Raw genomic sequence first — 16,407 nt, 5'->3', positions numbered from 1 at the left:
TGCCTATTCGGCGGCGGCAAGCATCTGACGGCAGCGCGTGAGCAGTGTGCGCAGCGATGCGGGACGTAACGGCTTGCTCAGCACCATGGCGGTCAGCGCTTCGGCCTGCGCGCGCACCTCGTTCGAGCGGTCGGCGGTGATCAGGATCGCCGGTATCGCATCGCCGTAACGCGCCCGCAGGGCTGCGATCACGTCGAGCCCGACTTCATTGTCCAGATGGTAATCGGCGAGGATGATGTTGGGCTGTGTGTGCGAAAGGTCGGGCAGGGTGGCCGATCCGGTCGCCGTCAGCACGGTGCAGCCCCAGCCCTCTAGCAGCCTGCGCATGCCATCCAGAATGCGCGGGTCATTGTCGATGCACAGAACGCGCAGGCCCTCCAGAATTGCCTGCGGCACGGCAGCCGACGGTTTTGGCTGTTCGGCGGGTTTGGCCGGCGTCGCGCTCACGGGGATGATGACCGAGAAGCGGGTGCCCTGCTGGCTCTCCGAATCCAGCCGGATTTCAAGATTGAGCACGCGCGCGATGCGGTCGACGATGGAGAGGCCAAGTCCCAGCCCCTGCGCCTGCCGCACGCCTTCCTCCAGCCGGGTGAATTCGCGGAACACGGTGTTCAGCTTGTCGGTGGCGATGCCGATGCCGGTGTCGATCACCTGTAGCTCAAGCAGGCTGCCGCGGCGGCGCACCCCCACCAGAACACGGCCGCTCGGCGTGTATTTGATCGCATTGGAAACGAGGTTCTGCACCAGCCGGCGCAGCAGGTTGCGGTCCGTGTTCACCGTCAGTGTTGAGGGCACAATGGTCAGGTCCAGCCCTTTCTCATCGGCCAGCGGCATGAAGTCTGTGCTGATCTGGCGCAGGAGGCCATCCAGCTGGAAAACGCTGGGAGCAGGCTTCAGCGCGCCCGTATCCAGCCGCGAGATGTCCAGCACTGCGCCGAGGATCGCCTCCACGGAATCGAGCGAGGATTCAATGTTGCTGACATATTCCCGCGTCTCGCCGGCCTTTGCGCGCTCCAGAAGCGACGAGCAGTAGAGCCGCGCGGCATTGAGCGGTTGCAGAATGTCGTGGCCGGCGGCGGCCAGAAAGCGCGTCTTTCCGAGATTGGCTTCCTCGGCGATCACCTGCGCCTGCGCCAGCTCTTCATTCAACCGGATCAGCTCCGCCGTGCGGTCGGCCACCCGCTGCTCCAGTGTTTCGTTCACGCGTTTCAGCGCCACATCGGCCTCCACGCGCGGCGTGATGTCGGTGTAGGTGGCGACGATGCCGCCATCGGGCATCGGGTTGGTGCGCATCTCGATGATGCGGCCGCTCTTGCGCAGGCGGATCTCCCACGGCATGCCGAAATCGGTAAACCGGTTGAGCGTCATCGTGTAGGCGTCGACGGGCAGCTCGCCGCGCACCACCAGCAGATTGACGAACCGGTCGAGCGAAACACCGACCTGACCCATCTCGTCGGGCAGATTGAAGAGCAGGCGGTATTGCCTGTTCCAGCAGATCAGCTGGAAATCCCGGTCGAAAACGGTGACGCCTTCCTCCATCTGGTCGAGGGCGGTCTGCAGCAGGTCGCGGTTGTGCTGGAGCGCCATGGAGGCGTCATCAAGCAGCCGCAGGGCGTCACGGGGCGAGCGGTCGTTGCGCTGAAACAGGAGCGACAGGATAAGCCGCGAGGAGGAGGAGCCGACGGCGCTGGCCAGAAGCTGCTCGGAAAAGCGCACGAGCGCGATGCCTGTCTGGTCGTTGCCGTTGAGCCGCACGCCATGGGTCGCCTCGAAGGTGGCGAAGGAGCGCTCGGTGCGTTCGGCTCCCAGATAGCGCGAGATCGTGTCCTTGAGATCGTTGACGGTGACCACCGTGCGGAAGCGGCGCAGGGTCGGTATGGGCCCCGTGTCGCGCGGCACGAAGATGGCGGCCTGAATGCGCTCCAGCGGCTGGGCGGCGCGCGAGAGCGAACCCAGCACGAAGAACAGCGTGTTGACCGCAAGGCTCCACAGGACGCCATGGTTGAGGGGCTCGGCCACGGTGCCGAAAAGCGCCTGCGGCCTCAGCGCCGGCAGGCCGAAGAGCCCGTCGATGATGATGCCGGTGTCCTGAGGCGCGAGCGACGGGAAAAGCAGCGTGTAGGCCCAGATCGTGAAGCCTGCGCCCATGCCCAGCAGCGCGCCGCGCGCATTTGCGCCGCGCCAGATCAGCCCGCCGAAGAAGGCCGGCGCGAACTGTGCGATGGCCGCAAACGAGATCAGGCCGATGGCGGCGAGCCGCGTGTTGTGGGTGGTTTCCCGATAATAGAGAAAGGCCACAAACAGGATGATGAAGATGGCCGCACGGCGGATGTTCAGAATGATGGTCGACCAGTCATCCTTTTCGCGGTGGTCGGTTCTGAGCAGCCGGCGCAGGAAGAGCGGGATCACCAGATCGTTGGAGATCATGATCGACAGCGCCACACTGGCCACGATGACCATCGCCGTGGCGGCGGAAAGACCGCCGATGAAGGCGATCAGCGCCAGGGCATCGTGCCCGGCAAGAAGCGGTAGCGCCAGCACGTAGAGGTCGGAATTCGCCGCATCACCGACCATCGCCAGCCCCGCAAATGCGATGGGCAGCACGAAGAGATTGATGAGGATGAGATAGAGCGGAAAGAGCCAGCTCGCCGTTTCCAGTTCGGCCGTGCTGCGGTTTTCCACGATGGTTACGTAGAACTGGCGCGGCAGCATGATGATCGCAAATGCGCTCAGCGTGGTCATCACGATCCAGGTGGCGAGCGAGGTCGGATAGGTATAGGCCTCCTGCACCTGGGGCAGGGTGCTGACCGTGCGCGCCAGTTCCACCGGCCCTTCAAAGAAGAAGAAGGTGATGGCCACACCGACCGCCAGAAAGGCGGCGAGCTTCACCACCGTCTCCACGGCCACGGCCAGGATCAGCCCTTCCTGATGCTCGGTCGCGTCCGCATGGCGCGTGCCGAACAGAACGGCGAAGATCGCCAGAAGGAAGGTCACGATCAGCGCCATGTCGCCGACGAAGAAGTCCATGGTCGGCGGCGCGCCATCGTAATGCGTTACCATGAGGCTGACGGAATCCGAGATCGCCTTCAACTGCAGGGCGATATAGGGAACCGTGCCGAAGGTGGCGATCAGCGTGGCGACGGAGGCGACGGCAAAGCTCTTGCCGTAGCGGGCTGCCAGAAAGTCGGCGATGGAGGTGATCTTCTCGGACTTCGCCAGCCGGATGATGCGTTTCAGGATCGGGAAGCCGAACAGGAAAACCAGAACCGGACCGATATAGATCGCCAGGAATTCCAGCCCGCGCTCCGACGCAAGGCCAACGGAGCCGAAAAAGGTCCAGGACGTGCAATAGATCGCCAGGCTCAGCGCGTAGATGAAGGGGCGCGAGCCAAGTCCGGCCTTTCGCGAGGCGCGATTGTCGCCGACGCTTGCGATGAAGAAGAGCAGCGTCACATAGGCGACGGCGATGATGGCGATAACCCAGCCCTGCACTTGTGTGCCAACTCCTCCTCTGAAGGCCACCCGGAAGGCAAACACAGCCACGGGAACCTGTCCAATGCTTCTTTCGGCGAATGGTACTGTCTCATAGCCGAAAATGCAGTTTTTGTTGCACTTTTTGCTTGCATCATTGTTATGTAGCCGGAGCTGGCGGCGTTTGAGTCGCCGGGGGTGCAGCTAGATTGGGGAGAAGCCCTTATGATGAAGGAATTTCGGGAATTCATTGCGCGCGGCAATGTGATGGACCTTGCGGTCGGTGTGATCATCGGCGGGGCCTTCGGTCTGATCGTCAGGTCGCTCACCGATGACATCATCATGCCGATTGTTGGCGCAATCTTCGGCGGGTTCGATTTTTCGGATTACTTCGTGCCGCTCTCGTCCGCCGTCACGGCGACGACGCTGGATGCGGCGCGCGAACAGGGCGCTGTGTTTGCCTATGGCAACTTCCTCACCGTGGTCGTGAACTTCCTGATCCTCGCCTGGATCATTTTCCTCATGGTCAAGGGCGTGAATTCGATGCGCCGCAAGGAAGCTGAAAAGCCGGCCGAGCCTGCCGCGCCGCCTGCCGATGTTCAGCTGCTTACGGAAATCCGTGACCTTCTGTCCAAGCAGAAATAATCAGCTTCCGCTTTCTTCAAGGGAAGCGGCGGCCATCCACGAAAAACGCCGCCGGAAGCAATTCCGGCGGCGTTTTCATTTTTGGATTTTCGGGCTGGGTCAGCCGCCGGACTTTGGCACCAGAAGCGACACCACGCGGTCGGACTTGGCCTGCTGCGGCTGGTCGGCTTCGTTGAAGGGAATGCCGAGCGCTTCCCAGGTTTCCAGAAGCGCGTCGCGCAGCGTGTCGATCAGCGCATCGTCATGGAACGGCGTCGGCGTGATGCGCAGACGCTCCGTGCCGCGCGGCACGGTCGGATAGTTGATCGGCTGGATGTAGATGCCGTGCTTCTCGAGCAGCCGGTCGGTTGCCTGCTTGCACAGTTCCGGGTCGCCCACGAGAAGCGGCACGATGTGCGTCTGCGAGGGCATGACCGGCAGGCCGGCCGCCGAGAGCTTGTCCTTGGTCTGCTGCGCCTGGCGCTGCTGCGCGTCGCGCTCGACCGAAGACGCCTTGAGGTGGCGGATCGAGGCGGTGGCCGCTGCTGCGATTGCCGGCGGCAGCGCGGTGGTGAAAATGAAGCCGGAAGCGTAGGAGCGCACGGCGTCGATCACGGCGGTGGAGCCGGTGATGTAGCCGCCGATCACGCCAAAGCCCTTGGCGAGCGTGCCTTCGATGATGTCGATGCGGTGGGCAAGGCCGTCACGCTCGGTGATGCCGCCGCCACGCGCGCCATACATGCCAACGGCGTGAACCTCATCGATATAGGTCATGGCGTTGTACTTGTCGGCCAGATCGGCAATCGCCTCGATCGGCGCAATGTCGCCATCCATGGAGTAGACGGATTCGAACACGATCAGCTTGGCGCGTTCCGGGCCAGCTGCCTTGAGCAGGCTTTCCAGATGCTCGACGTCGTTGTGGCGGAAGATCTTCTTCTCTGCGCCCGAGCGGCGCACGCCCTCGATCATCGAGGCATGGTTTAATTCGTCCGAAAGCACCAGGCAGTTCGGCAGCAGGCGGGCGATGGTGGAGATGGACGCTTCGTTGGAGATGAAGCCGGAGGTGAAGACCAGACCGGCCTGCTTGCCATGCAGATCGGCAAGCTCGGCTTCGAGTTCTACCAGCGGATGGTTGTTGCCGGAGATGTTGCGCGTGCCGCCTGCGCCCGCGCCCATGGCGCCGGCTGCGTCCTGCATGGCGGAGATCACGCTCTCATGCTGGCCCATGCCCAGATAGTCGTTCGAGCACCACACGGTGATCTCGCGCGCTTCTTCATCAGAGCGCCAGAGCGCGCGCGGAAACGCGCCGACGATCCGCTCGAGATCGGCGAAAACGCGGTAGCGGCGCTCGGCGTGCAGTTGATCGATCGCTTCGGAGAAAAAACGCTGGTAATTCATTGGACCTTCCTGCTGTGCGGCGCGATCATAGTGTCCGACCTTTCCCGCGTCCATTGTGCGTTGCGGGCAAATTGACACGTTTGCCTGCCGTCGCCTTGCGCTCGATCAAATCGCGGTCGAATGCGCGTGATCTCTCAGGATTTACTGCGCGTTAGCGTGCATTTCAATGCGACAGAGTGGTCTTCGCGCGACCGGCCGAAGCGGGCGCACCGCCGGGCGGCGCCATCATGTCGGCAATGGTGGCCAGCGCTGCGATCAACTGGTTGCGTCGTTCCTCATCGAGTGCGGCCAGACGATGCGCGAAGGCGTCTCCCATGGGTTCGGGCGCGCGCCGCACCAGCGCCTCGCCCTCGGGCGTGAGCCGCGTGTGCACCACACGGCGGTCATGGCGCGAGCGATAGCGCTCCACCAGATGGCGGCTTTCCAGATTGTCGAGAATGGTGATGACGGTTGCCGGGCTCAGGTCCACATGTGCCGAAAGCACGGTGGTGGTGACCTCGCCAAGGGCGGCGGTGGCCTTCAGGATCACAAGCTGCGCTGCGGTCAGCCCGATCTGCTTGGCGAGCGCCTTGGACTGCACATCGTTTGCGCGAACGATGCGGCGAATGGATTTTTCGACCGCGCGTAACTCTTCATTGCGGAACCAGTCGGCGGCTTTGTCAGTTGTCTTGTCGGAACTCATGCGGACGCCATTCATTTGACATCTAATAATCATAACTATAACTAAAGTGCGCTCCGAAGCAATGACAAACAAAGGATCAGATCTCTATCCATGTGCGGAATCTGCGGAGAACTGCGGCTCGACGGCCGCCCTGCCTCACCTGTCGCTCTTTCGAAAATGATGGACTGCCTGGCCCCGCGCGGCCCTGATGGCGCGGGCGCGGTCGTGCACGGCAATGCCGCCTTCGGACATCGCCGGCTGAAGATCATCGACCTGTCGGAAAAGGCGCGCCAGCCGATGGAAGACCCGGAGCTGGGGCTCACCATCGCGTTCAATGGCTGCATCTACAATTATCCGGAGCTGCGCGCCGAGCTGGAGGGCAAGGGCTACCGCTTCTTCTCCACCGGCGACACGGAAGTCATCCTCAAGGCCTGGCATGCCTGGGGCGAGGAATGCGTGAACCGGTTTCACGGCATGTTCGCCTTCATGCTGCGTGAGCGCGACACGGGCCGCGTCGCCATGGCGCGCGACCGGTTCGGCATCAAGCCGCTTTATCTGGCCGAGACGCCGGGCCGCATCCGCTTCGCGTCCACCCTGCCGGCGCTGCTGGCGGCGGGCGATGTCGACACATCCATCGACCGCCATGCGCTGCACAATTACATGACGTTCCACGCTGTGGTGCCGCCGCCGCGCACCATTCTGAACGGCGTGAAGAAGCTTCCGCCCGCGACGATCCGCGTGATCGAGCCGGATGGCAGCCAGCGCGACCGGGTCTACTGGGACCCGCCGTTTGCGCGCCATCCCGAAACGGCAATGCTGTCACCCGACGAATGGCGCGACCGCACGCTGGAGGCGCTGCGCCTTGCCGTCAAACGCCGCATGGTGGCCGATGTGCCGGTCGGCGTCCTTCTGTCGGGCGGTGTCGATTCCAGCCTGATCGTCGGCCTGCTCGCCGAGGCGGGACAGAAGGATCTGATGTCCTTCTCCGTCGGCTTTGAAGAGGCCAATGGCGAGAAGGGCGACGAGTTCGTCTATTCCGATCTGATCGCGAAAGAATTCGGTACCGATCATCACAAGATCTTCGTGCCGTCAGCCGATCTGATGGACGCGCTCCCCGGCACGTTCGCCGCCATGTCGGAGCCGATGGTCTCCTACGACAATGTGGGCTTCTACCTTCTCTCCAAGGAGGTTTCGAAACACATCAAGGTCGTGCAGTCGGGGCAGGGCGCAGACGAAATTTTCGGCGGTTATCACTGGTATCCGCCGCTGATGAACTCAAACGATGTGGTGGGCGATTATGCGAACGTCTTCTTCGACCGCTCGCACGCGGTTCTGAAAGAGCAGCTTTCGCCCGACTGGATCGCCGATACGGATGCAAGCCGCGATCTGGTCGCGGCCCATCTGACGCGGGCCGGCGCAGACACGCCGGTGGATGCGGCGCTGCGGCTCGATTCCACTGTCATGCTGGTCGATGACCCGGTGAAGCGGGTCGACAACATGACCATGGCCTGGGGGCTGGAGGCGCGTGTTCCGTTCCTCGATCACGAACTGGTCGAACTGGCCGCCCGCATTCCGCCGGAGGAAAAGCTCAAACAGGGCGGCAAGGGCGTCTTGAAGGAAGTCGCCCGGCAGGTGGTCCCGCATGAGGTGATCGACCGCAAGAAGGGTTATTTCCCTGTACCACAGCTCAAATATGTCGATGGCCCCTATCTCGACATGGTGCGCGATGCGCTGTCTTCGCAGCCGGCGCGCGAACGCGGACTGTTTCGACAGGACTATCTGGACAGGCTTTACGCCGCGCCCGCCGACCACATCACGCCGCTGCGCGGGTCGGAACTCTGGCAGGTCGGGCTGCTCGAACTCTGGCTGCAAACCCACGGGGTGTGACCGATGGCCAAGAAAGAGGACGTGGCTTTGCGCGCTTCACGCGGGCGCAGCGACAAGGCGCTCGGCTACCGTCTGAAGCGCCTGCGAAGCGAGACGATGAAGCCGACCCACGCGCCGCCGGATGAAGAAGCCGCGCGGCAGGAAAAACACGTCTCGCTCGAACTTGGCTGGGGCAGGCTTCTGTTTGCCCAGACGTTTGAGACCAATGATGAGCTGGCCGCCGCATTGCGCGACGAAGGCCCCGCCCGCCGCGACATCGCCTTCTACATTCGCGACCCGCATGTGCTCCTGTCCATGGCGCCGCAGGAGCTTTTCCTCGATCCGTCGCACACCTATCGGCTTGATCTGGCCACCTACCGCCCGAGCCGGCGGCAGCCGCGCGGCTTCTTCATCCGGCGGCTGACATCCGAGGCGGACGCCAACGCCGTCAACGCGATCTATCAGAGCCGGGGCATGGTAACCGTGCGCCCGGACTTTTTCTGGACCAATCGCGACAGCCGCGCCGTCACCTATTTCGTCGCCGAGGATGACCAGACCGGCGACATTCTGGGCACGGTCACGGGCGTCGATCATCGCCGCGTGTTTCAGGATGCCGAGAACGGAACGTCTCTCTGGTGCCTTGCGGTCGATCCGCAGTGCCGGCATGCCGGGGTTGGCGAGATGCTGGTGCGGCGGCTGGCGGAGCATTTCGCCGCGCGCGGGGCAAGCTTCATGGATCTGTCCGTGATGCACGACAACGAACAGGCCATTGCGCTTTACGAGAAGCTCGGCTTTCACAGGGTTCCGGTGTTTGCGGTCAAGCGCAAGAACCCGATCAACGAGAAACTGTTCACCCATCCGCCGGAAGAGTTCGACCGGCTCAACCCCTATGCGCGCCTGATCGTGGATGAGGCGCACCGGCGCGGCGTTGCGGTGGATGTCACCGATGCCGAGGGCGGCTTCTTCCGCCTGTCCTTCGGCGGCCGTTCGATCCAGTGTCGCGAGAGCCTTTCGGAGCTCACATCTGCCGTCGCCATGTCGATCTGCGACGACAAGGCGGTCACGCGCCGCGTGGTGGAGCGCGCAGGGCTGACCGTGCCCGAGCAGATGGAGGCGGGCGATGACGACACGGCGCTCAGCGCCTTCATCGAGAAGCATGGCCGCGTGGTGGTTAAGCCGGCCCGTGGCGAGCAGGGCAAGGGCGTTGCCGTCGGTCTTGAAACGCTGGACGAGACGAAAAACGCCATCCGCGCCGCCCGCGAGATTTCTGACCGGGTTCTGGTCGAAGCCTGTTTCGAGGGCGAAGATCTGCGTCTGGTCGTCATCGACTATCGCCTGGTTGCCGCCGCGGTGCGCCGTGCGCCGCGCGTGGTGGGAGACGGGCAGCGGACCATCGAAGAGCTGATCGAGCATCAGTCGCGCCGCCGGGCGGCCGCCACGGGCGGTGAGAGCCGCATCCCCGTCGATGACGAGACGCGACGCTGCATTGCCGGTCTTGGCTATGCGCTTTCCAGCATCCTGCCCAAGGGCGAGGAAGTGGAGGTGCGCAAGACGGCCAATCTGCACACGGGCGGTTCCATTCACGATGTGACGGAAAACGTGCATCCGGATTTGGTGGAAGCGGCCTGTGCCGCCGCGCGCGCCATTGACATACCCGTTGTCGGCATCGACCTTATGGTCAAGTCGCCCGACCAGCCGGACTATGTCTTCATCGAAGCCAATGAACGGCCGGGGCTGGCGAACCATGAACCGCAACCGACCGCCGAGCGCTTCGTCGACCTGCTCTTTCCGCGCTCCGGTGCAAAATCCGCTGAACGTGCGCTGACGCCGAAAGCCTGATCCGTGGCCGACGGCACAAGCTGAAATGACGAGGCCCGCTGAAATGACGAGAATTGCATGTCGCGACTGAAAATCGACGTTTCCTATCTTGTCGCGCAGCTCAAGGCGCTTCTGTCGATTGACAGTCCGACGGGCTACACCGACACCATTGTCCGCCATGTCACGGCAGAGCTGGAGCGGCTTGGCCTCGAGCCGGAGCTGACGCGGCGCGGCGCGATCCGCGCGGTGGTGCGCGGCGGCCGGCGTCAGGGCGCGCGCGCCATCATCACCCATCTCGACACGCTCGGCGCGCAGGTCAAATACATCAAGGACAATGGCCGTTTCGAGATGGTGCCAATCGGTCACTGGTCCGCGCGGTTTGCCGAAGGCGCGCGGGTGACGATCTACACCGAGAAGGGCAGCTATCGCGGCACCATCCTGCCGCTCAAGGCTTCGGGCCACACCTATAATGACGGCGTCGACGAGATGCCCGTCGGCTGGGATTACGTGGAGCTGCGCATCGACGCCATGTGCTGGAGCCGCAGCGACGCGCACAATCTTGGTATCGATGTGGGCGACTTCGTCGCCATCGACCCGCAGCCGGAATTCCTGGAAAACGGCTTCATCGTTTCACGCCATCTCGATGACAAGGCGGGCGTCGCCATCGCGCTTGCCGCGCTGGAATCACTGCTGCGCCACGAGGTGACGCTGCCGGTCGACACGCACTGGCTTTTCACCATCGCGGAAGAGGTGGGGGTGGGCGCGGCGTCCATCGTCACGCCCGAGATTGCCTCCATGGTCACCATCGACAATGGCACCACCGCGCCGGGGCAGAATTCGGCAGAGTTCGGCGTTACCATCGCCATGGCGGACCAGGCGGGGCCGTTCGACTATCACCTGACGAAGAAGATGGTGGATCTGTGCCGCGAGGAGGACATTCGCTACCAGAAGGATGTTTTCCGTTACTACCGCTCCGATTCCGCATCGGCCATCGAGGCCGGGCATGACGTTCGCACGGCGCTGATCGCCTTCGGTGTGGATGCCTCTCACGGCTATGAGCGCATCCATGTGCATGCGCTGCGTTCGGTGGCCGAGCTGGCCACCGCCTATGTGGCAAGCCCGCTGGCAATCGAGCGCGATGTGGAAGAGGTGTCCGACATCGAGGGCTTCACCGAGCAGCCCACCAATGAAGCCGAGATGGCGCGGCGCGCCAACAACCTGCCGAAGCAGGAGTAGGGCAAACCCCCGTGCAGGATGGGGCATTGCATTAAGGCGGTGCGTGGTTAGCCCTATGACAGGCTCAGGGGCTCGCCATGAGAGGAGCAATCCCCTCCTGGCGGAGAACCTTGGCCAAAGGCGTAGTGACGGCTTTGGTAGCCAAAGCCCTCCCTCATGGTGAGCTTGTCGAACCACGCACTACGCCGACCCTCACGGCTTGATGCTCTAGCCGGCCATGGCCAGCGTCTTGTGGCGGAAGCGGGCCGTGCGCGGATCGAAGTCGTAAGCGCCGGCATGCCGCTGCGCCTCGCGCGCCAGCCGGTCGACGGTCTCGATGATGAAGTCCGCTTTCTCGTCCGTCATCAGATAGCTCAGATTGAGCCGCACCCAGCCCGGCTTTTCCATCTCCTGCCCGTCGCGAATGCTCTGCAGCAGCGCTTTCGAGGTGGGCTCGTCGATCTCCAGAAGCTGGTGCGCATAGGGGCCGGCGCAGGCGCAGCCGCCGCGCACCTGAATGCCGTGAAGATCGCTCAGCATGCGGGTGAAAAGCTGGTGGTGCACCGTGCCGTTCTCCGGGCACAGAATGCGGAAGGAGTAGATCGGCAGACGCCGGGCAGCCGGATTGCCGAGCATCTGCAGGCACGGGTTCTTCGACCACACGGCGATTGCGCGCTGATGCAGCTCTTCATGCCGCCGGTCGATGAAGTCCTGTCCAAGCGCTTCCTTGATGATGAGCACGAGGGCCGCGCGGATGTCGCCCAGAACATCGGGTGTGCCGGCTTCTTCGCGCGCTGAAAGCGAGGTCGAGTATTCGTGGCCCCAGGGCGAAACGAAGCTCACCGAGCCGCCGCCGGGCATGGAGGGGCAGGCGGTGCGGGCGATTTCGTTGCGCAGGACCAGAAGACCCGATGCGCCCGGTCCGCCGGGGAATTTGTGGGGCGAAAGCACCACTGCATCCTTGGCGCAGTCCGTGCCGGGCTTCATGTCGATTTCCAGATAGGGCGCACCACCGGCATAGTCCCAGATGGCGAGCGCGCCATAGGCCTTCAAAAGCCGGGTCACCGCGTCCGTGTCGGTGGTGATGCCGGTCACGTTGGAGGCGGCGGAAAACGTGCCGACCTTCAGCGCCGCGTCGGCATTTGCTTCAAGGGCCGTGGCAAGCGCGCCCAGGTCCGGGCCGCCGGTCGCTGCTTCGGGAATGGCGATGATCTCCGCGCCGCTTTCACGCCAGGGCAGAATGTTGGAGTGATGCTCGTAAGGCCCGGTGAAAACCACGACGCGCGCCCCTGCGGCCACGGCCTCGGATATCTGCAAAAGCCGCACCAGCCGGTTGATGCCGGCGGTCGCGCCAGCGCCTGAAAAGACGACGCTGGTCTTGTCGTCGGCGTTGACGATCCGGTGAATTTCCGCGCGCGCCGCCTGACGCAGGCGGGTGCAGAAGGAACCGCAATAGGAGGCTTCCGTATGGCTGTTCGCATAATAGGGAAGCACTTCATCACGGATGAAATCCTCCACCTGCGCCAGCGCCCGGCCTGACGCCACATAGTCGGCATAGACCAGCGTCTTCTTGCCGAAAGGACCGTCGATTACGGCATTCTCGCCGATCAGCCCGTCACGCAGATAGGCGTCGAGGTCTGTGCGCTTGAGATTGTCGGCAAAGGCTTTGAGAAGGTCACTGGGCATGGCGGCGGTCCGGGAAGTTGATCAATGCGCAAAGATCGCACAATGATGAGCGATCATTCCCACACAAAGTGATGGCAAAACTCTCAAAATTGGGTCATATGATCGAATATGAGTGAAAAAACCGATCAGTTTGATAGAAGAATATTGCGCGAGCTGCAGCGTGACGCCGGCCTGTCGCAACGCGACCTGGCAGAGAAGGTCGGGCTGTCGCAGAATGCCTGCTGGCGCCGGCTGAAATCGCTGGAGGAGCGCGGCGTCATTCGCGGGCGCACGCTCAATGTCGACCGCAACAGGCTGGGGCTCGGGCTGGTGGTATTCGTGATGGTCAAGACGCGCCATCACTCGACAACCTGGCTGCAGACCTTCCGCCAGCACGTGTCCAGCATTCCGGAAGTGGTCGACTTCTTTCGCATTGGCGGCGATTACGATTACATGCTGCGCATCGTGACAACGGACATGCAGAGCTTCGATTCCGTCTACCAGCGCCTGATCCAGAAGGTGGAGCTGGAATCGGTCACCTCCTATTTCGCCATGGAGGCCATCGAGGAACGGCGTCCCCTTCCAATCTGACGCGCCTCTGCCAATCTGATAAACATGAGCCGATGGAAAAACGGACAATCTCCTTCGAGCGCATCGCGCTTTATGCGTTCCTCACATCGCTGACTGCGCTCAGCATCGACGCAGTGCTTCCGGCGCTGCGCCTGATCGAGAGCGATCTGCATGTGGAGCCGCCCCTGTCCACGCAGCACATCGTGTCGCTGTTCATCTTCGGCATGGTGTTTGGCGAACTGGTGATTGGCCCCATTGCCGACGCCATCGGCCGCAAGCGGGCGCTGGTCGGCGGGCTCGCGCTCTACATGGCCGGAACCGTGGTGGCGATGCTCTCCACCTCGGTGGAAATGATCGTGCTCGGCCGCATCCTGCAGGGCATCGGCGTCGCCGGCCCCAAGATCGCGACGCGCGCGCTGGTCCGCGACCAGTTCGAGGGTGAGGCCATGGCGCGGATCATGTCCTTCATGTTCGTGCTGTTCATTCTGGTGCCGATGATCGCGCCCGCCATGGGGCAGGCGGTGCTGGCATTCGCCGGCTGGCGCGCCATTTTCGCGGTCTATCTGGCGCTCTCGATCCTGCTCTGCATCTGGCTTGTCATGCGCCAACCCGAGACGCTGGCCCCGCAAAACCGCATCCGCTTTCACCCGGTCACGCTCCTGCAAAACGGTTCGCGCGTTCTGCGCAACCGGCGCGTTTCGCTTCTGATCGTGGCCACGGGCTTCGTGTTCGGCGCGCATCTGCAATATTTGAGCACCGCAGCCGATATCTTCTTCGATGTTTACGGGATCGGCAGTCTGTTCCCGGCCTATTTCGCAGCCTTCGCCGCCAGCATCGGTCTGGCCTCCATGGTCAACGCACAGGTGGTGCGTCGCTTCGGCATGCAGGCCATGTGCGAATATGCGCTTTGCGGTCTCGTGGCGTTCGGGCTTTGCCTGCTTGCCCTTTCCCTTGTGTGGGAAGGGCATCCGCCACTGCCCGCCTTCATGGCGCTGGGCTTTGCCATCTTCTTCTGCATCGGATTTCTGTTTGGCAATCTGAATGCCATGGCGATGCAGTCTCTCGGCCAGTTGGCCGGGCTCGGCGCATCGCTGATCGCATCGGGATCGAGCCTTGTGGCGGTGGTCTTCGCCGTGGCCTTCGGCGCATTCTACAACGAGACGACCATCCCGCTTGCCTCAGGCTTTCTCGTCACGGGCATTGTGGGCCTGATGCTGGTCCGGCTCGCCGCGCGGGCGAGCCGGGAACCGGTGGTACCGGTCAAGCGCAAGGCCTGATCAGCCGGCTGCCGCGACGACGATGATCTCGACCGTGTATTCGGGCGTTGCCAGTGCGGACTCGCCGCAGGCGCGCGCCGGTGCGTGGCCGGGAGCAACCCATGCGTCCCACACGTCGTTCATCTCGGCAAAGTCGTTCATCGAAGCGAGCCAAATGGTCGCCTGCAGGATGCGCGACTTGTCGGAGCCGTTCTGCTCGAGAAGGGCGTCGATCTTGGCCAGAATGTCCTTGGTCTGCGTGGCGACGCTTGCGCCTGGCGTACCGACCTGGCCAGCCAGGTAGATGGTGCCGTTGTGAACGACGGCCTGGCTCATGCGGGTGCCGGTGTCGACGCGTTTGATATCGGACATGTTTTTTCCTTTCAGGTCTTGATGAGGCGGTGTGGCGCAAGTGCCTGCACCACGGTTTCAGCGAGGCCGGACTTGCGTCCGGCGCACAGGTCGGCTGCGAGCGCGGAAAGGGCAGGCGAGGTCTGTACGCCATAGCCGCCCTGGCCGGCCAGCCAGAAAAAGCCCTCCGCATCCGGCGCAAAGCCGACAGCGGGGGTGCGATCGGGGAAGAAGCTGCGCAGGCCCGCCCAGCTCCGTTCAATGCGTGTCACAGGCACGGTGACGGCCTGTTCGAAGCGATGCAGGCCCTCGGCCAGCACCATGTCGTCGGGCCAGGCGTCGAACGGCTCTGACGGATCTTCGTCAGCCGGCGAAACCATCAGCTTGCCTGCATCGGGCTTGGCGTACCAGCCTTCGCCCGCGCAGGCGAAAAGCGGCCAGCGCGTCACGTCGTGCCCCTCGGGTGCGGGCAGGATCACGGCCGAGCGGCGCATCGGCGTCAGGCCGAGCGGCTGCACACCGGCAAGCTTCGCGACCTCGTCAGCCCATGCGCCTGCGGCGTTGACGATGATGGGTGCGGAGAACGAGCCCTGCGGGGTTTCAAGCGTCCACACGCCGTTGGCACGCGAAATGGCGGTGACGGGGGCCTTGTTGACGATGCGGCCGTCCTGATGGCGCAGCATCTTCGCAAAGCCCTGCAGCAGACGGTCGACGTCGATATCCTGCGCGCCTTCCTCGATGGCCGCCGCCACGATGTTCTCGCGGCGCAGAATGGGCACGCGCGCAACCGCAGCGTCCGCGTCGAGCCGCTCCATGCCCGTCGCGCCTTCGAGGATCTTGTCCAGCGCGCCGACATGTTCCTCGGTCGCCACATAAAGCAGGCCGCGCGGAGTGAGCAGGCTTTCGTCAGAAATGCCTTCCGGCTCCTTGAACACCGGTTCGGCAGCCGCATTGAGGGCGCGCAGGGTGTCGTTGCCGTAATTGCGGATGTAGATCGCAGCCGAACGGCCGGTGGCGTGATAGCCGATGGCCTCTTCCGTCTCCAGAACGGTCACGCTGGCGTCCGCCGCCATGCGCGCGCCCGCGCCGATGCCTGCAATGCCACCGCCGATGACGATGATGTCGGATGTCTCGCTCATGCTTCCCCTCAAGCTGTTTTGCCGCCGCTCGCGACGTCCGAATGTGCCTGTGCCTCTGCGGACACATGATTGCCCCGTGCGTCTGAGGGCGCGGGGAGATTTTGTCAACTCAAACGCTGCCGGTTGGGCGATTTAGCGACGGCACACAGATAACGGGCATGAAGCGAAAGCAATAGGCTCAACGCGGTCGGCGCATTATGGCACTGCGCCGGCGCGACCCGTCTTTCACACACAAACCGGGTGGGGAAGAACGCCGTTCCCCCGTGCTGCGGGGACTGGTCTCGAAGCCGGCTTTGTGTGATCATTTACCGGGGAGAATGGGAGAACCTCAACAAGATGCGTAAAGCACAGGCTTCGCCTGACTGGCGGTGTG

12 protein-coding genes are annotated in these 16,407 nt (G+C 63.3%); 6 read left to right on the top strand and 6 right to left on the bottom strand.

What is annotated here, in order from left to right; translation table 11 throughout:
- Positions 1-3 precede the first annotated feature (3 nt).
- Positions 4-3,492 carry a PAS domain-containing hybrid sensor histidine kinase/response regulator gene (locus AC4PTT_RS17960; protein ID WP_492161791.1) on the bottom strand — a complete coding sequence of 1,163 codons (3,489 nt, stop codon included), beginning with the start codon at positions 3,490-3,492 and terminating at the stop codon, positions 4-6.
- Positions 3,493-3,696: 204 nt separating this feature from the next.
- Here AC4PTT_RS17960 and mscL point away from each other — a divergent pair, with 204 nt between their 5' ends.
- Complete coding sequence (mscL, locus tag AC4PTT_RS17955; RefSeq protein ID WP_206544533.1) at positions 3,697-4,116, top strand: large conductance mechanosensitive channel protein MscL; 420 nt, start codon at positions 3,697-3,699, stop codon at positions 4,114-4,116.
- 99 nt (positions 4,117-4,215) lie between these two features.
- Here the strand turns inward: mscL and hemA are convergent, their stop codons facing one another.
- Both hemA and AC4PTT_RS17945 read right to left on the bottom strand, forming a co-directional pair.
- Positions 4,216-5,493 (bottom strand): 5-aminolevulinate synthase, encoded by a 1,278-nt coding sequence (gene hemA, locus AC4PTT_RS17950; RefSeq protein ID WP_206544534.1) that lies wholly within the window; start codon positions 5,491-5,493, stop codon positions 4,216-4,218.
- 163 nt (positions 5,494-5,656) lie between these two features.
- The gene (locus AC4PTT_RS17945; RefSeq protein WP_206546869.1) at positions 5,657-6,175 is read right to left on the bottom strand and encodes a MarR family winged helix-turn-helix transcriptional regulator; all 519 of its coding nucleotides are present in this window, start codon (positions 6,173-6,175) and stop codon (positions 5,657-5,659) included.
- A gap of 90 nt (positions 6,176-6,265) precedes the next feature.
- Here AC4PTT_RS17945 and AC4PTT_RS17940 point away from each other — a divergent pair, with 90 nt between their 5' ends.
- From AC4PTT_RS17940 to AC4PTT_RS17930, 3 genes are read left to right on the top strand one after another with little or no spacing between them, the layout of a single operon-like run.
- Positions 6,266-8,041 carry an N-acetylglutaminylglutamine amidotransferase gene (locus tag AC4PTT_RS17940; protein WP_492161790.1) on the top strand — a complete coding sequence of 592 codons (1,776 nt, stop codon included), beginning with the start codon at positions 6,266-6,268 and terminating at the stop codon, positions 8,039-8,041.
- 3 nt (positions 8,042-8,044) lie between these two features.
- Positions 8,045-9,859 carry an N-acetylglutaminylglutamine synthetase gene (gene ngg / locus AC4PTT_RS17935; RefSeq protein ID WP_492161789.1) on the top strand — a complete coding sequence of 605 codons (1,815 nt, stop codon included), beginning with the start codon at positions 8,045-8,047 and terminating at the stop codon, positions 9,857-9,859.
- 57 nt (positions 9,860-9,916) lie between these two features.
- The gene (locus AC4PTT_RS17930) at positions 9,917-11,074 is read left to right on the top strand and encodes an osmoprotectant NAGGN system M42 family peptidase (protein ID WP_206544538.1); all 1,158 of its coding nucleotides are present in this window, start codon (positions 9,917-9,919) and stop codon (positions 11,072-11,074) included.
- A gap of 207 nt (positions 11,075-11,281) precedes the next feature.
- Here the strand turns inward: AC4PTT_RS17930 and AC4PTT_RS17925 are convergent, their stop codons facing one another.
- Positions 11,282-12,739, bottom strand: coding sequence for an aminotransferase class V-fold PLP-dependent enzyme (locus AC4PTT_RS17925; protein WP_492161788.1), 1,458 nt, complete (start codon positions 12,737-12,739; stop codon positions 11,282-11,284).
- 108 nt (positions 12,740-12,847) lie between these two features.
- Between AC4PTT_RS17925 and AC4PTT_RS17920 the strand changes: the two genes are divergently transcribed.
- Together AC4PTT_RS17920 and AC4PTT_RS17915 are read left to right on the top strand one after the other, a co-directional pair.
- Positions 12,848-13,309 carry an Lrp/AsnC family transcriptional regulator gene (locus AC4PTT_RS17920; RefSeq protein ID WP_492161787.1) on the top strand — a complete coding sequence of 154 codons (462 nt, stop codon included), beginning with the start codon at positions 12,848-12,850 and terminating at the stop codon, positions 13,307-13,309.
- Positions 13,310-13,341: 32 nt separating this feature from the next.
- Positions 13,342-14,565, top strand: a complete 1,224-nt coding sequence (locus AC4PTT_RS17915) for a multidrug effflux MFS transporter (RefSeq protein WP_492161786.1) — start codon at positions 13,342-13,344, stop codon at positions 14,563-14,565.
- On the opposite strand, the gene AC4PTT_RS17910 is transcribed toward AC4PTT_RS17915, so the two are convergent.
- Both AC4PTT_RS17910 and AC4PTT_RS17905 read right to left on the bottom strand, forming a co-directional pair.
- The gene (locus tag AC4PTT_RS17910) at positions 14,566-14,916 is read right to left on the bottom strand and encodes a RidA family protein (protein ID WP_113154081.1); all 351 of its coding nucleotides are present in this window, start codon (positions 14,914-14,916) and stop codon (positions 14,566-14,568) included. It lies immediately after the preceding gene.
- 11 nt (positions 14,917-14,927) lie between these two features.
- On the bottom strand, positions 14,928-16,034 hold the full coding sequence (locus AC4PTT_RS17905; RefSeq protein ID WP_317088852.1) for an NAD(P)/FAD-dependent oxidoreductase: 1,107 nt from the start codon (positions 16,032-16,034) through the stop codon (positions 14,928-14,930).
- Between the last annotated feature and the right edge of the window lie 373 nt (positions 16,035-16,407).

It is taken from the genome of Nitratireductor sp. WH36-1, from assembly GCF_058725515.1.
This window is presented reverse-complemented; position numbering and strand designations above follow the sequence as displayed.

Bases quoted from the DNA above. Each gene is read 5' to 3' on its own strand.
- mscL (WP_206544533.1), top strand. From the start codon at position 3,697: ATGATGAAGGAATTTCGGGAATTCATTGCGCGCGGCAATGTGATGGAC.
- hemA (WP_206544534.1), bottom strand. From the start codon at position 5,493: ATGAATTACCAGCGTTTTTTCTCCGAAGCGATCGATCAACTGCACGCC.
- AC4PTT_RS17945 (WP_206546869.1), bottom strand. From the start codon at position 6,175: ATGAGTTCCGACAAGACAACTGACAAAGCCGCCGACTGGTTCCGCAAT.
- AC4PTT_RS17940 (WP_492161790.1), top strand. From the start codon at position 6,266: ATGTGCGGAATCTGCGGAGAACTGCGGCTCGACGGCCGCCCTGCCTCA.
- ngg (WP_492161789.1), top strand. From the start codon at position 8,045: ATGGCCAAGAAAGAGGACGTGGCTTTGCGCGCTTCACGCGGGCGCAGC.
- AC4PTT_RS17930 (WP_206544538.1), top strand. From the start codon at position 9,917: ATGTCGCGACTGAAAATCGACGTTTCCTATCTTGTCGCGCAGCTCAAG.
- AC4PTT_RS17925 (WP_492161788.1), bottom strand. From the start codon at position 12,739: ATGCCCAGTGACCTTCTCAAAGCCTTTGCCGACAATCTCAAGCGCACA.
- AC4PTT_RS17920 (WP_492161787.1), top strand. From the start codon at position 12,848: ATGAGTGAAAAAACCGATCAGTTTGATAGAAGAATATTGCGCGAGCTG.
- AC4PTT_RS17915 (WP_492161786.1), top strand. From the start codon at position 13,342: ATGGAAAAACGGACAATCTCCTTCGAGCGCATCGCGCTTTATGCGTTC.
- AC4PTT_RS17910 (WP_113154081.1), bottom strand. From the start codon at position 14,916: ATGTCCGATATCAAACGCGTCGACACCGGCACCCGCATGAGCCAGGCC.
- AC4PTT_RS17905 (WP_317088852.1), bottom strand. From the start codon at position 16,034: ATGAGCGAGACATCCGACATCATCGTCATCGGCGGTGGCATTGCAGGC.